This is a genomic window from Winogradskyella epiphytica, assembly GCF_003217215.1.
Classification (GTDB): Bacteria; Bacteroidota; Bacteroidia; order Flavobacteriales; family Flavobacteriaceae; genus Winogradskyella; species Winogradskyella epiphytica.
The window spans coordinates 53,041-69,572 of sequence record NZ_QJTD01000004.1 but is presented as its reverse complement, the minus strand read 5'-3'; the positions used below and the strand labels follow the sequence as shown (position 1 = coordinate 69,572).

At 34.7% G+C, this 16,532-nt stretch carries 11 protein-coding genes; 4 read left to right on the top strand and 7 right to left on the bottom strand.

The features are described from left to right. Positions 1-120: 120 nt before the first annotated feature. The 6 genes from DFQ11_RS10445 to DFQ11_RS10420 all read right to left on the bottom strand — a co-directional run bounded on the left by DFQ11_RS10445 (position 121) and on the right by DFQ11_RS10420 (position 6,597). Positions 121-990 carry a hypothetical protein gene (locus tag DFQ11_RS10445; RefSeq protein ID WP_110475834.1) on the bottom strand — a complete coding sequence of 290 codons (870 nt, stop codon included), beginning with the start codon at positions 988-990 and terminating at the stop codon, positions 121-123. 9 nt (positions 991-999) lie between these two features. Further along, positions 1,000-1,824 (bottom strand): thymidylate synthase, encoded by an 825-nt coding sequence (locus DFQ11_RS10440; RefSeq protein WP_110475833.1) that lies wholly within the window; start codon positions 1,822-1,824, stop codon positions 1,000-1,002. 243 nt (positions 1,825-2,067) lie between these two features. Continuing rightward, positions 2,068-3,408 carry a NupC/NupG family nucleoside CNT transporter gene (locus tag DFQ11_RS10435; RefSeq protein WP_229791285.1) on the bottom strand — a complete coding sequence of 447 codons (1,341 nt, stop codon included), beginning with the start codon at positions 3,406-3,408 and terminating at the stop codon, positions 2,068-2,070. Positions 3,409-3,889: 481 nt separating this feature from the next. Further along, the gene (locus DFQ11_RS10430) at positions 3,890-4,504 is read right to left on the bottom strand and encodes a bifunctional nuclease family protein (RefSeq protein ID WP_110475832.1); all 615 of its coding nucleotides are present in this window, start codon (positions 4,502-4,504) and stop codon (positions 3,890-3,892) included. 279 nt (positions 4,505-4,783) lie between these two features. Further along, positions 4,784-5,746 (bottom strand): electron transfer flavoprotein subunit alpha/FixB family protein, encoded by a 963-nt coding sequence (locus DFQ11_RS10425; protein WP_110475831.1) that lies wholly within the window; start codon positions 5,744-5,746, stop codon positions 4,784-4,786. Between the two features lie 104 nt (positions 5,747-5,850). Further along, complete coding sequence (locus DFQ11_RS10420) at positions 5,851-6,597, bottom strand: electron transfer flavoprotein subunit beta/FixA family protein (RefSeq protein WP_110475830.1); 747 nt, start codon at positions 6,595-6,597, stop codon at positions 5,851-5,853. Positions 6,598-6,881: 284 nt separating this feature from the next. Between DFQ11_RS10420 and DFQ11_RS10415 the strand changes: the two genes are divergently transcribed. The 4 genes from DFQ11_RS10415 (at position 6,882) to DFQ11_RS10400 (ending at position 13,647) form a co-directional block, all read left to right on the top strand. Beyond that, positions 6,882-7,859, top strand: a complete 978-nt coding sequence (locus DFQ11_RS10415; protein WP_110475829.1) for a pyruvate dehydrogenase complex E1 component subunit beta — start codon at positions 6,882-6,884, stop codon at positions 7,857-7,859. A gap of 90 nt (positions 7,860-7,949) precedes the next feature. Continuing rightward, positions 7,950-10,460 carry a DUF5686 and carboxypeptidase-like regulatory domain-containing protein gene (locus tag DFQ11_RS10410; RefSeq protein ID WP_110475828.1) on the top strand — a complete coding sequence of 837 codons (2,511 nt, stop codon included), beginning with the start codon at positions 7,950-7,952 and terminating at the stop codon, positions 10,458-10,460. A gap of 123 nt (positions 10,461-10,583) precedes the next feature. Beyond that, positions 10,584-11,111 carry an inorganic diphosphatase gene (locus DFQ11_RS10405; protein ID WP_110475827.1) on the top strand — a complete coding sequence of 176 codons (528 nt, stop codon included), beginning with the start codon at positions 10,584-10,586 and terminating at the stop codon, positions 11,109-11,111. 115 nt (positions 11,112-11,226) lie between these two features. Continuing rightward, positions 11,227-13,647 carry a sodium-translocating pyrophosphatase gene (locus DFQ11_RS10400; RefSeq protein WP_110475826.1) on the top strand — a complete coding sequence of 807 codons (2,421 nt, stop codon included), beginning with the start codon at positions 11,227-11,229 and terminating at the stop codon, positions 13,645-13,647. Positions 13,648-13,780: 133 nt separating this feature from the next. Here DFQ11_RS10400 and DFQ11_RS10395 read toward each other — a convergent pair whose 3' ends face one another. Then, a complete protein-coding gene (locus tag DFQ11_RS10395) occupies positions 13,781-16,531 on the bottom strand; it encodes a TonB-dependent receptor (RefSeq protein WP_110475825.1) in 2,751 nt (916 codons plus the stop codon). Position 16,532 lies beyond the last annotated feature (1 nt).

Below are 16,532 nucleotides of genomic sequence, written 5' to 3'. Positions count from 1 at the left end.
TAGAAATTTTAATCGAACCAATTGATTATTAAATAGTTAATAATTATTTAAAAGATTATTTTTTAGAATTAAAATATGCTCTTTAATTCTTAAATAGAAAAAGAAAGATGTTAGTTATGTCTAACTCAATAGTCGAATGGTCATTAAGACACTAAATTTTGTAGAAGTAGGTTTACCATCTTTAGAACCTGGCACCTTAAACTTAGGCATTCGTTTTATAAGGTTTATGACATCTATCGCAATCGCTTTATGATGTGCCTTAACATTGATTTGTTCTGTTTTACCTTTATCGTTAATTGTAAACTCGACAAGGAACTTCGTAGATATTTCTGTTGGGAAGACCCTTTCCGCTAGCTCATAATCGAAACTAACTCTAATATAATCCATTATCTTTTCTGTAGTACAACTTTTCGTTTCCTGATAACTCAAATCTTTCGAACAACCTCTGTAAACAGGGTAAGTAGTATTGATCAGGTCCAAGTTTTCATTTTCAACAACCGCAACTAGAGGTAGTGAGAAAGGAAACCTTATAGGTTCTCCCTTATAATAACCTGGTGTTAACTTAGGCAGTAAATTTAATACACGAATGGCTTCATTTTCGAAATGTGTATCCGGACCATTGGCTATTCCCTCTACAACTTTGCCCTCTTCATTAACTATAAATGTTACGAATATTCTAATTTTTCCGGATGGAACTTTTGAATCCTTAGGTAGCGTTGTGTCAAAGTTCTTCTTGAAAAAGTCAGCGACTTTTTCATTCATACATTCCTTCTTATTTTTATTTCTGATTTCGTTTTCACAACCTTTGTAAACCGGAACAGATTCAACAATTTCGAAATTCAAACTATCCTTTTCTCTAATCCCTGATGCTTTATCACGTTTAGAATTCTTTGTAGTTATGGAATCTAATTCCGTGAGGGTAAATGTTTCTTGTTGTGCCTTTAAGCTAAAACTTAAGACAACAATAAAAACAAGAAAAGAATATTTCATATAAATTGTTTAGACAGCAACTACGCCTTTAATATGTGGATGCGGATTATAATCAACTAAGGTAAAGTCTTCAAACTTAAAGTCGAAAATATCCTTTACTTCTGGATTCAAAATCATTTTAGGTAATGGTCGAATTTCCCGAGATAGTTGTAATTCTAATTGCTCTTTATGATTGTTATAAATATGCGCATCTCCAAATGTGTGAATAAAATCCCCAGCCTCGTATCCGCAAACTTGAGCCATCATCATCGTAAATAAAGCGTAAGACGCAATATTGAAAGGAACGCCTAAAAAGATATCAGCACTACGCTGGTAAAGCTGGCAAGACAACTTTCCATTAGAAACATAAAATTGAAAGAAAGCATGACATGGTGGTAAAGCCGCTTTACCATTAGCTACATTTTCTGAAAAAGATTTTGAGGTATCCGGTAATATTGAAGGATTCCATGCAGAAACTAACATTCGTCTGCTATTTGGATTATTCTTTAAAGTATCGATGACTTCTTTTATTTGATCGATATCTTCACTTGCCCAGTTTCTCCATTGATGACCATAAACAGGCCCAAGATCGCCATTCTCATCAGCCCACTCATTCCAAATTCTAACACCATTCTCTGTTAAGTAATTAATATTAGTATCACCTTTTAAGAACCACAACAGTTCGTAAATGATGGATTTTAAGTGAACTTTTTTAGTCGTCACCATAGGGAAGCCTTCGCTTAAATCGAAACGCATTTGATAGCCAAAAACACTTTTGGTTCCTGTACCTGTTCTATCTCCTTTATCGTTACCTTGTTCTAAAACGTGCTTTACTAAGTCGTGATACTGCTTCATGTCTACTACCTACAAGCGTAGGAATCTCTTTTAATTAAACTAAAATTACATACTATAAGTCACTTGAAATTAGATGCTAGTGAGCTATAATAAAAATCAGGAACGAATTTAACTAATTGCTATATAATGCTTCAAGAATTCTCGAAACAGATATGAAAAGTTATTAACGTCTATTATTCTGAAATAAAATATTGAGAAAACGAATTCTAAGTATGTTACAGTTTGTGGATCTAAAGGAATCTTTTATCCTATGATCATTCCTGCAATAGTAGCAGAAATTAGAGATGCCAGTGTACCACCTATTAAAGCTTTCATACCAAATTTAGACAATTGTGTACGTTGTCCTGGTGCTAATGACCCTATACCTCCTATTTGAATACCTATAGATGCAAAATTGGCAAAACCACACAACATATACGTTGCCATAATTATAGACTTTTCGTATGTAAGGTGCGTTGCATTTGCGGCATTTTTCAAATCTGCTAATTGAATATACCCAACAAATTCCGATGCGGCTAATTTAATACCTAGAAGTTGTCCCATCATCATAATATCTTCTGTAGCAACTCCAATCAACCACATTAACGGTGCAAATACAGTTCCCAAAATAGCTTCGAGTGAAAAACTTGGATAAGGTGTGTTGGCTGCCATCCATCCATTTAACGTTGTTACCTCACCAATCCATCCAAGCATACCATTAATCATAGCAATGAAAGCAACAAATACAAGAAGCATCGCTCCTACATTTACAGCTAATCTTAAACCTTCTGTAGTACCATTTGCTATCGCATCTAGAATATTTGCTCCTATTTTCTCCTGAGAAACGGTAACATCTGTGTTGACATCCTCGGTTTGCGGAAATAATATTTTTGAAATTACAATTGCTCCTGGAGCTGCCATTACCGATGCCGCTAATAAATGCTTCGCATAGAATAATCGTAATTCAGCATCATCACCTCCTAAAAACCCTATATACGCGGCTAAAACAGCACCTGCAACAGTCGCCATTCCACCAATCATAACAAGGAGAATTTCAGATTTATTCATTTTATCTAAATAGGCCTTAATAAGTAAAGGGGCTTCCGTTTGACCTAAAAATATATTACCTGCCACACTTAGACTTTCGGCTCCTGAAATCTTCAATGACTTTGATAATAACCAAGCCATTGCCTTTACAACTCTCTGAATAATGCCTAAGTAAAACAGCAAAGACGTTAATGCAGAGAAGAAAATAATGGTTGGTAGAACTTGAAATGCAAAAATGAAACCATAAGAGGTGACATCCATTACACCACTAAATAAGAATTCACTTCCTGCTCTAGTAAAATCTAAAATATTAATAAAAACCTGTCCAATTCCTTCGAAGGCATTTTTTATGAATTCTACTCGTAGAACTCCAATAGCTATTATAAGTTGAAAGGCTAATCCAATTCCAACAGTCTTCCAATTTATCCCTTTGCGATTACTGCTGAATAAAAAAGCGATGAATATTAAAGAAACCATCCCAATAGCTCCACGCCATAAACTATTAAAAGTAAAACCTTCACTTGCAATAATAACATCATGAAACTTTTCTTGAACTATAAAGTTTGGGTGATCTTCCGATACAAACGTAAATACGGCATCATTCTTCTTCAGTATTAAAGTAGAATCATCTTGTTTTATCACTTCATAATAAACATCGACAACTGTAGGTGCTTTTTGTTTAAATACTAATAAGTTATTGTTTTGAAGCCAAATTCCCTTACTAAAGCTATTATTAAGAATTGAAGAATACTGGCCATTTCTATTTAGATTAAGAAACTCTTTTCCCTTAACAAAGTCGTTATGCCCTTGTATGCTATCTGGGTAACTTTCGTAAACAATATGTTCCGATAATTGCCAATTATTAATCTTTAAATCCTTTTTCTTTTTGGGCTGTTCTTGTGTAGAAATTTCTTTTACAGCTTCAGCAGGTATAGAATCATTCTGAGGTTTTTCAAGTTCTTGTGCTGTAATTGATGAAAGCGCAATGAAAATAGCAAGAAAAATCTTGATAAACTGATTCATGAAAAGGAGGTGTTAGTTAGCGTTTAGAAATTTCGTCTCTTATTTTGGCAGCTGTTTCGTAGTCTTCATTGTTAACAGCGTCATCTAAAAGCTTATTTAGTTCTTCTATAGTTTTGTCTTTGTAGCCTTCTTGTTCGGTTGTAGCAGCTTCAATTTCATCTACAATAAGGTCATCGACAAGGATGCTATCTTGTTCTTCGTCTTCCTTCTTAGGGTTGACTTTAAGATAGATTCCTGCTTTATCTAATATATTTTTATAAGTAAATATTGGCGCTTTAAAACGGAGCGCTAATGCAATGGCGTCACTAGTTCTGGCATCAATAATTTCTTCTATTTTATCTCGTTCGCAAATTAAGCTCGAGTAAAAAACGCCATCAACTAGTTTATGAATAATCACTTGCTTTACGACAATATCAAATCGATCGGCAAAATTTTTAAATAAATCATGGGTAAGTGGTCGTGGTGGGCGAATTTCTTTTTCTAATGCTATAGCAATAGACTGTGCCTCGAAAGCCCCAATTACAATTGGAAGTTTTCGGTCACCATCTACTTCATTGAGTATTAAAGCATAGGCACCATTTTGTGTTTGGCTATAAGAAATGCCTTTGATATTTAAACGAACTAAACTCATAATTTATAAAACACAAAGAACAACTTAAATTTACAATTTACCAACTGCTTTATTCAGATTTGGCTTATTTCCGCATAGTTTCGATAAAACGCGGGCAACTCATAGAAACTTAAAATAGTTCTTATTTTTTTTAAAGTCTAAAAAGTGACTATAAATAAAAAATGTCGTTATGAGCGCAGTAGAAATGCTACAAAAGCAAAACTAAAGATCTTCAACTGCGCTCAAACTGACATTACTATTACTTTTAAACTATTATAATCGTATTACAAGGTAATAAAATTATGCGTTTTGAGCTTTAAAAGCTTTCAATTTTTCGATTAATTTTGGTACAACCTCGAATGCATCACCTACAACTCCGTAATCGGCTGCCTTGAAAAAAGGAGCTTCAGGATCTGTATTAATGACCACTTTAACTTTAGATGAGTTGATTCCTGCTAAATGTTGAATAGCACCAGAAATACCAATAGCAATATAAAGGTTAGAAGCTACAGGTTTTCCTGTTTGTCCAACGTGCTCACTATGTGGTCTCCAACCTAAATCTGAAACCGGTTTAGAACAAGCTGTTGCTGCACCTAAAACTTCTGCAAGCTCTTCAATCATTCCCCAGTTTTCAGGACCTTTAAGACCTCTACCACCAGACACAACAATTTCCGCATCAGCAATACTTACTTTATCCGTAGCTTTATCAACTGATTCTACAGTTACACCAGAGTCTGGTAACGAAGGAGAAAAGTCTTCAACTGAAGCTGTTCCACCTGATTCTACTAATCCGAATGAGTTATTAGATAAACCAACAACCTTCACATCTGTAGTGATTTCAGTATTAGCGAAAGCTTTATTTGTAAATACCGAACGTTTAACAACGAATGGAGACGTACTAGATGGCGCTTCAACCACGTTAGAAACATAACCTGCTTCTAATCCAACAGCCAATAATGGTGCTAAATATTTACTATCTGCACTTGAGCTTACCACAACTACTTTAGCGCCCTCTTGTTTTGCTGCTTGTTCAATTACAGCCGCATATGCTTTTGCATTAAATTTGTTTAACGCATCGTTTTTTACTGAAAGTACTTTAGCTGCACCATAGTTTCCTAAGCTCTCAGCATTATCTGCGTTAACTGCAACAGCTGTAACCGTTGTTCCCATTTGGTCTGCAATGGCCTTAGCATAAGAGACAACTTCTAGAGCTGTTTTCTTTAACTTTCCTTTTTCTGATTCTGTATATACTAGAATTGACATAAATTTTTATTTATAAATTTTCCTGAGCTCCAGTCAGGAACTTATTAATATTTCCTTTAACTATATGAAATTCCGAAACACCTCCGGAACGATTTAATCGTCAATTAAATCACCTTAGCTTCGTTATGAAGTAGATTCACTAATTCATCAAGATTATCTGCATCTACTAATTTAACCGCACCTTTTGGAGCTGGTTTTTCAAAACTAACCGCTTTCGTTTCAGCAGTAACATCTGTTGGCTCTACAACCTTTAAAGGTTTCTTACGGGCCATCATGATACCTCTCATATTTGGAATTCGAAGATCACTCTCTTCAACTAGACCTTTTTGCCCAGCTATAACTAATGGTAATGACGTAGATACCGTCTCCTTTCCACCATCAATTTCTCTAACGGCTTTTGCATTAGTTCCATCAACTTCTAGGTTTATACAGTTCGCAACAAAATTAGCATCAATCATACTTGCTAACATTCCTGGTACCATTCCTCCATTATAATCAATAGACTCTCTTCCAGCAATCACTAAATCGTATCCACCATCTTTAACAACTTTTGCTAACTGCTTCGCCACTGAAAAACCATCAGTCGCAGGTGTATTTACTCTAATGGCATTATCTGCACCAATCGCTAAAGCTTTTCTTAAAGTTGGTTCTGTTTCTGCACCACCAACATTTACAACATCTACACTTGCTCCTTGTTTTTCTTTGAACCACATGGCACGAGTTAGACCAAATTCATCATTAGGATTAATAACATATTGAACACCATTAGTGTCAAATTTAGAATCTCCTTCTGTAAAATTAATCTTCGATGTTGTATCAGGTACATGACTAATACATACTAATATCTTCATAAAAAATGATTTATTTTAAACGTCTTTTTTCTAAGCACGAATATAAATATAATAATTCAAATTTTACTATGCACGCATAGTATATTTTTGAAAAAATCAGTTTTTCCGTCAATTTTAAAGAATTGCCCCAATATTTTGAAGATATAATATCAATTCTAATGTAAAACCCTTTTAAAACTCAAAAGGAAAAACGGCTTCACTATTTTTTCTTTTTTTCACTTGTCTTTTAATGGTATTATATAGCCGATAATTATTATTTTTGCCTCTCCAATAAAAAGAAGATAATGAAGACAATTCAATTTAGAGAAGCTATTTGCGAAGCCATGAGCGAAGAAATGCGCAGAGATGAAAGTGTTTATCTTATGGGTGAAGAAGTAGCTGAATACAATGGCGCTTACAAAGCATCTAAAGGAATGTTAGATGAATTTGGACCTAAACGTGTAATTGATACTCCAATTTCAGAGCTTGGCTTTGCTGGTGTTGCTATTGGATCAACAATGACAGGAAACCGTCCTATAGTAGAATATATGACGTTCAACTTTTCATTAGTTGGTATTGATCAAATTATTAATAACGCTGCTAAAATAAGACAAATGTCTGGTGGCCAATTCAAATGTCCTATCGTTTTTAGAGGACCAACAGCTTCTGCTGGTCAGTTAGGCGCAACACATTCACAAGCTTTTGAAAATTGGTTCGCTAACACTCCTGGCCTTAAAGTAGTTGTTCCTTCAACGCCATATGACGCTAAAGGCTTATTGAAATCGGCTATTAGAGATGACGATCCTGTTATTTTCATGGAAAGTGAGCAGATGTATGGTGATAAAGGTGAAGTTCCAGAAGGAGAATACACAATTCCTATTGGTGTTGCTGAAATTAAGCGCGAAGGAACCGATGTAACTATCGTTTCATTTGGTAAAATCATTAAAGAGGCTTACAAAGCTGCTGAAGAATTAGAGAAAGAAGGCATCTCATGTGAAATTATAGATTTACGTACGGTTCGCCCTATGGATAGAGCTGCCATTGTAAAATCTGTTAAGAAAACGAACCGATTAGTTGTTTTAGAAGAAGCTTGGCCTTTTGGTAACGTAGCAACAGAAATCACATATTTAGTGCAGTCTGAAGCATTTGATTATTTAGATGCTCCTATTATTAAAATAAATACAGCAGATACACCTGCGCCATATTCACCAGTTTTATTAGAAGAGTGGTTACCTAATAGTAACGACGTTATAAAAGCTGTGAAAAAAGTGATGTATAAATAAATAACTTGCAGATTTCTGCGTTTTATAAACTTCATTGGTAACCCTCAAACTTTTGTTTAGTACGGTTGTGAATGAAGTTTATTTTTTAATATGAAACTACAACTACTCCTTCCATTTCTATTACTTGGATTTTTTTCTGCCTTAGGGCAGACAAAAGTTAGCGGTCATGTTTTTGATGAAAACAATCAACCCATTCCTTTTGCGAACGTCTTATTCAAAGGCTCTACAGAAGGAACCATTACTAATGAAGATGGAAGATTCTATTTAGAATCTAATGAAAAATGGAGTACCTTAATTGTATCGTTCATGGGATTTGAAATGTTAGAAATTCCATTAACTAAAAGCGTTAATTACGATTTAAAGTTCATATTAAAGGAAGAAGCTTCAACTTTAGACGAAGTTCATATTGTTACAGGAAAACAATCCAAAAAAGCCTCCGAAAATCCTGCTATCAGAATTCTTAAGAAGATTTGGGAACGTAAGCATATGAATGGTCTAAGTCAGTTTAAACAATATGAATACGACCAATACGAAAAAGTAGAATTCGACCTCAACACCATTGATAGTGCCTTAATAAAAAGTAAACTTTTTAAAGGTATGGAATTCGTATTTGAAGAAGTTGATACTTCTAAAGTAACCGGAAAGACCTATTTACCAATTTTCTTAAATGAATCTGTCAAGAAAATTTCAGGAGATAATCTCTTAAAAAAAGAACGAGAGGATCTAATAGGAAATAAAAATTCGGGATTTAGCAATAATCAAATCATCATAGACTTTATTGACGATTTGTATTCAGAATACAATGTTTATGACAACTATTTAAAATTCTTCGATAAGAGTTTTGTGAGTCCTTTGAGTAGAACTGGCGTTCAAACCTATAATTATGTTCTATCTGATAGCGCATTTATAGATAATAAATGGTGTTATAATATTATTTACTACCCAAGACGTAAAAACGAGTTGACTTTTAAAGGTGATTTTTGGGTTAATGATTCTACTTATGCCATAAAAGAAATTAATCTTCAAGCCTCGAAAAGCGCGAATATTAACTGGGTTAAGGAAATTTATATCGAACAAGAGTTTGAAGTTCTAAACGACTCCGTTTTCCTTATTAAGCGTGATTATTTTCTTTCAGATTTTGCTTTAAACAAAAAGGAACAATCTCGAGGTGTTTATGGAAAACGTACCACGATTTATGATAATTATAAATTCGATATTCCAAAAGAACCAAAGTTCTATGATAAAGTCATTTATAATTTCGACAAAGATGTTTACAATCGGGAGGATGAATTCTGGGAAAACAACAGGCTCGAAGCTTTAAGTAAAGATGAAAAAGGCGTGTATAAAATGTTAGACACGCTAAAAACTGTTAAGAAGTTCAAACGACTCTATAACGTTGGAAGTATATTAGCATCAGGATATGTGGAGTTTTCTGAAATCAATTTCGATTATGGCCCTATATTTTCAACCTTTGGTTATAACGAAGTTGAAGGTGTTCGTATAAGAACAGGTGGACGAACTTATTTTGGACAGAACGATTTATGGCGACTGGAAGGCTTTTTGGCCTACGGTTTTAAAGATGATAAGTTCAAATACGGTATTTCCGGAAAATGGTTATTAGATAAGCGTAGCCGATTTACCATCTTTGGAGGTCATAGACGCGACGTCGAACAGATTGGTGCAAGCTTAACAAGCTCAACAGACGTTTTAGGACGAAGTTTGGCATCCTCAGCTGTATTTGGCACAGGATCTAACGATAAACTTACCAATATCAATCTAACCAACTTAGGTCTATCCATCGAACCCGCAAGAAATTTCGAAATCCGACTAGATGGAAGTTTTAGAACTCTGCGATCAGCATCTCCAACTTTTAGTTTAGATTATAATGACCCTAGTTCTTTAACAGGAGTTTCATCTGAAGTAGATCAATTTGAAACTCGACTATCTCTTGGTTTTTTCCCAAAACGTGAAATGACAGGATTTGGAGTAGAACGAAAAAATAAAAATGATAATTTCGCCAGACTATTTACGCAAGTAAGTTATGGTGATCGCAATTGGTTTAATAGTGATTTCGATTATACAAAACTTCAGTTCTCCTATATACAACCATGGCAAGTTGGCGGTTTTGGACGCTTAGTCACTTCAGTAGAGCTAGGAAAAACATTTGGAGAAGTACCATTAGGATTACTGAGTGTTGTTCCTGGAAACCAAAGTTATTTCTCTATATACAATACGTTTACACAATTAGATTATTACGAATTTGTAACAGACACTTACAGCTCTGTACACTTAGAGCATAATTTTAATGGTCGTATTTTCTCACGTATTCCTTTCCTAAAGAAATATAACCTTAGAGCCATTTTAGGTTTAAGAGGGGTTTGGGGAGAATTATCTGACGAGAATATTGCATTAAGTACTACTGGCAATCCTTTAGAAATTCCTTTAATGGCACCAGATAGTCGTATGTATTACGAATATAGTTTTGGTGTGGCTAATATTTTTAAAGTGCTTAGGCTCGACTTCAACTTTAGAGGAAATTACTTAGATCAACCGGACGCAAGACGCTTTGGAGTCACAGGTAGTTTTGGGTTTTATTTCTAAAAACAGGATAGAAAATAATTACTTTGGTAAAACCTCAGCATTACACTATCTTTGCACCCGCTAAAAATTTAAAAGATAATATATTAAACGTTCTATCTTATAGAACTTATAAACAAATTGAATATGACAGCAGCTGGAAAACTAACCTTCGATGTTTTAATCGAAATTCCTAAGGGAAGCAGAAACAAATATGAATACGATTTTGAATTGAATAAAATTCGTTTTGATCGTATGTTGTTTTCATCTATGATGTATCCTGCGGATTACGGTTTCGTACCAGAAACTTTAGCATTAGATGGAGATCCATTAGATGTATTAGTATTAGGAGGTGAACCAACATTCCCAATGTGTGTAATGGAAGTAAAGCCAATCGGAGTTTTCCATATGGCCGATGAAAAAGGTCCAGATGAAAAAATTATCTGTGTGCCAATTTCAGATCCAATTTGGAACAATCTAAACGACTTAGTGGACATGAATCCACACCAAATTAAAGAAATCGAACACTTCTTCCAAGTTTATAAAGACTTAGAAAAAAAGAAAGTTGATGTTGGTGGATGGGGCGATGCAAAAGAAGCCTATGAAATTCTAAATAAATGCGTAGAGCGTTACGATAATAGCGAATACAAAGCAACTAGAGCATTTAGCATCTAATATTTCAGAAAAATTATACAATTACAACCCTTTCGTTATCAATGCGAAAGGGTTTTTTTATTTATATCCATTTCCCTACATTTACGAGACTAACCAAAAAATAAAATAAAAACTTATGGAGTCAATGATGATTTACATGCCAGTTGCCATGGCAATTGTAGGCCTAATTTATATGGTCGTTAAAAAATCTTGGGTAATGAAACAAGATGCCGGAGACGGTAAAATGAAAGAAATTTCAGATCATATATATGAAGGCGCTCTCGCCTTTTTAAATGCCGAATACAAACTTCTAGCCATCTTTGTACTTATAGTAAGTATCGCATTGACCGCAGTATCTTTTATAGTACCCACAACACATTGGCTAATTGTAATCTCCTTTATTTTTGGAGCATTCTTCTCTGCTTTCGCGGGAAATATAGGAATGAAAATAGCCACCAAGACCAATGTTAGAACAACTCAAGCTGCTAAAACAAGTTTACCAAATGCTTTAAAAATCTCTTTTGGAGGAGGAACAGTAATGGGACTAGGTGTTGCTGGTTTAGCTGTCTTAGGATTGACACTATTCTTCATATTTTTCTTTTGGTTCTTTATGGGATCTGTGTGGACAAACACAATGGATATGACTATTGTTTTAGAAACCTTAGCTGGTTTTTCACTTGGTGCTGAATCTATAGCCTTATTCGCCAGAGTTGGTGGAGGAATCTACACAAAGGCTGCCGATGTTGGAGCTGACTTAGTTGGTAAAGTTGAAGCAGGAATCCCTGAGGATGATCCAAGAAACCCAGCTACTATTGCGGATAACGTTGGTGATAATGTTGGAGATGTTGCCGGAATGGGAGCGGATTTATTTGGCTCTTATGTCGCAACTGTCTTAGCTGCAATGGTTCTAGGAAACTATGTCATTAGAGACATGGGTGGATCGATTGACGATGTATTTGGAGGTATTGGCCCAATCTTATTACCTATAGCAATTGCAGGTGCAGGTATTATTATATCTGTAATAGGAACCATGCTTGTAAAAATAAAAAGCAACGATGCTAAAGAAGCTCAGGTTATGGGCGCTTTAAACGTAGGTAATTGGGTATCTATCGCTTTAGTAGCGCTTTCTTGTTTTGGCCTGGTGACTTGGATGTTACCAGAAACTATGCAAATGAACTTCTTTGGTGAAGGTCTGCAGGACATCTCTTCATTGCGCGTATTCTATGCGACATTGGTAGGCTTAGTTGTTGGAGCAGTGATTTCTTCAGTGACCGAATATTATACAGGATTGGGAAAAAAACCTATTTTAAAAATTGTCCAACAATCAAGTACAGGAGCAGGAACCAACATCATTGCTGGTTTAGCGACGGGTATGATTTCAACTTTCCCTTCAGTATTGTTATTTGCTGGTGCCATTTGGGCTTCTTATGCCTTTGCAGGATTCTATGGCGTAGCTTTAGCAGCATCTGCTATGATGGCTACAACAGCTATGCAATTAGCTATTGACGCATTCGGACCTATCGCTGATAATGCTGGTGGTATTGCTGAAATGAGTGAGCAAGACCCAATTGTTAGAGAACGTACAGACATTTTAGATTCCGTAGGAAACACAACAGCCGCCACAGGAAAAGGATTCGCTATTGCATCTGCAGCTTTAACTTCGTTGGCTTTATTTGCCGCTTACGTCACCTTCACCGGAATTGATGGAATTAACATTTTTAAAGCACCTGTGTTAGCCATGCTTTTTGTTGGTGGAATGGTGCCAGTGGTCTTTTCCGCTTTAGCAATGAATGCTGTAGGAAAAGCAGCTATGGAAATGGTACAAGAGGTACGTCGTCAGTTTAGAGATATTCCTGGAATCATGGAAGGAACAGGAAAACCAGAATACGATAAGTGTGTCGCCATTTCAACAGAAGCTTCTTTAAGAGAAATGATGTTACCAGGTTTATTAACTATTGGTTTCCCATTAGTGATTGCCTTTGTTCCTATGATTTTTGGAATGGATTATCTAGCTATTGCTGAAATGTTAGGTGGTTATATGGCCGGTGTTACCGTTTCTGGTGTCCTTTGGGCCATCTTTCAAAACAACGCTGGTGGCGCATGGGACAATGCGAAGAAGTCTTTTGAAGCTGGTGTGATGATTAATGGCGAAATGACCTATAAAGGTTCTGATGCTCATAAAGCAGCAGTAACTGGTGATACCGTTGGAGATCCTTTTAAAGATACTTCTGGCCCTTCAATGAACATCTTAATTAAATTAACCTGTTTAATTGGGTTGGTTATTGCTCCTATTTTAGGTGGTCATACTGTTGAAACAGCTTTAGTAAGTAGCGAAGAAGAAGTTTCTATTGAAATGACGGTAGATTCTCAAGATTTAGCTAAAGCAACGGTTGATTTTTATACCATAGAAGACGGTAAAAAAGTTTTTAAATCTTTAGTCTTTAAAGGCTCAAAAACGGAAGTTGAAAGAGAAATAAAGGCTTTTGAAGCTTCTCTAACAAATAATTCCGGAGAAGCCACTATGGTGATTGAAAATATAGATATTAAAAAGGGATAGCCTTTTATTATACATTAAAAAACCCTCAACACTTTGAAACATGTTGAGGGTTTTCTTTTGATAAAATTTAAAACAAAAAAAGCCTCGCATTCATGTTTTGAATATGAGGCTTTTCAATTTATAAAAATCTTTACTAAAGTGTATATGTTAATCTAAATGTTATGAATCTTGGTAGAACAAACGTTTCTGAGCTATAAACCGAAATGTTATTAGAACCATTATTCAAATTAGAATCTATATTCAATAAGTTAGAAGCTCTAAGCTCATATTCCCATTTCGCATCTTTATCTTTTCTATAGGATAAATTAGCATTCCAGGTTTGATAAGAATCTGAAGGTCCAACATTAGAGCTTTGCTTAGTGTACGAATAATCCGTTCTAAAGGTTAAGGCATCCCATATATAAGCATCAAATTCAATAGAAGGTGCATTAGTAATAAACTGTGTATCGTTAGCCCCTTGATTGGTATTAGATACTCTATACTGATACTTCAAACTTACGTTTGGCGCTTCTCTAAAGTTAGTTCTCAATTCTGGCGTATAGCTTTGTGAGAAACTTTCATTTACCGATCTTATATCTTGAATAAATTGATTGTTCTTACTGTAGTTATAGTTTACTCCAAGACTGGCTCTTAATTTCCCATAAGTACGTTGAACGCGTCCAAAGAAGTTGACACTTTCATCTGCGAAATTCGAGTTAAAATAAGTATTGGTTCTAATCACATTGTCAAAATTAGTCACCGATCTTATTTGGTCAATATTCTTGTTATAATTTAACATCGCAAACACGTTTGTATAATTAAACAAGTTGAAACTAAAATAACGTAAACTTAAATTATGTGATAGTGCATTTTGAAGTTCTGGTTCACCATATTGGATACTGTTATAATTATTCATCACTAAACCTTCAGCCAGACTCGTTACATCTGTAAACGAATTTTGCATATTATATCGGAAGGTTAGACTCTCACTCTTTTTGAATTGGATTTGAGTTTCAAAATCTGGTAGTATCTTGAAGAAATTATCTTCATAGGTTTCACCAAATTGCGTGTTCTTATTCCCATAAGCATGGACAGAGAATCCAGGTGTTATAGTGAATTTCCCAGTTTTCAATCTATAATGAACACCTAAATAAACATCACTAAAATTGTATTCAATATCATTTTCATTTCTCAATAGGTCTCCATCGGCATTAGTAAGATTTGCTGTAGGATCGTAGAACGTTCCATCATCTAAAAATTGAAAGATATTTGAATTAAATTTTTGAGTACTTAAAATAGTACCTAAAGTAAGATTGATGTTACTCTTCGAATTCAAAATATTGTAGTAATCTAATTTAGCATCAAGTTGATTCGACTTAATTCGTCTATCTTGATTTAAATCATAACCAAACTGAGTTCTATCTAAACCTAATCCTTCTGCGGTGTTGTCAAAAGCATCTCTATCAGCATCATCATTGTTTGTTGGGTCGTTTACTAGTAGTGCATTATAAAAAGGGTCTTCATCCTTAAATAAATGCTGCGCTTCAAAAGCAAAAATATTATTGTCGTTTAAAGTATAATAATAATTCACATTCTGATTAATACTAAACGGTTTTGCTTCATTTAGTTGATTTGTATTACCAATGACAGAAGAGTATTCATTATTGACTTCAGAATCATCGGAAATACGCCCTAAAATATCGTAATCTAATTGGTTATTGGCATTAGGTTTATAACGTGCGCTAAATTTTGCCAAACCTTGATTAGTTGCTTCTTTTCCTGTTTGTACCGTTTCTTCATCTGGAATACCCAATTCAGGATTTGTATATCGAACAAAACTTTCCTGTCTTGTATTTAAACGATTGCTATTATAAATTACAAATCCACTAAGATCTAGTGCTTTATTAGGTGAATAACTAAAGTTAAGTGCTCCTAATTTCGACTGGATACTTTGAGCGTCACTTAGACTTGTTAAACCTCGTAGGCCGTTATCTCCAAGATTAATACTTGTTCCACTGCTATTGCTAGGTCGTCTAAAACCACCACCGAAATTTCGGATATCACGACCTGTTAAAGCCACTTCTCCTGTATTATTTAGATCTCCAATCACATTGATACTATAGTCAGGACTATAATAAAACAATTTAGGTTGAACCAAGTACAATTCGTCATTTGGTGATGGTGCTACGCCTCCACCAGCCGTAACGTTTCCAAACCAAAAATTCTCTTTACCTTCTTTTAACCTAATGTTAATCGCTACATTATCCTGATTGTTTTGAACACCACTTAATTGTCCAACCTCAGCATAATTACGTAAAACCTGTACTTTATCTACTGCATTTGAAGGAATATTTTTTGTAGCTAATTTTGAATCACCATCAAAAAAATCCTTACCGTTAACCATTAACTTGTTAACTACCTTTCCTTCTACTTCAATTTGCCCATCGGCATTAATTTCTACTCCTGGTAATTTTTTTAGAACATCTTCTAATTTTCGTTCCGTGCCATTTTTAAAAGAATCCGCATTATAAATTAAGGTATCTCCTTTTATTGTTACCGGCATTTCATAAGTCAACTCAACAGCATCTAAGGAGTTATCTGATAGCAAACTGAAGTTTTTTGTAATATCCTCCTCTTTGGTTTCAATCGTTTCATCTACTGATTTCAATCCGATATAACTCACTTGAACATTATAGGTCCCATTTTTTCCTAACGACAGCATATATTTTCCATTAGCATCAGAAATAGCATAGGATTCTAAAGTGTTAGACTCTTTATTAATAGCAATAATATTTGCAAGTTCTAAAGGCGCGCCAATACTGTCTTTTACAATACCGTGCATTTTAATTTGGGCAAAAGAACTGCTTGCTATTATTAGACATAATAGTGTTAAAATATTTTTCATA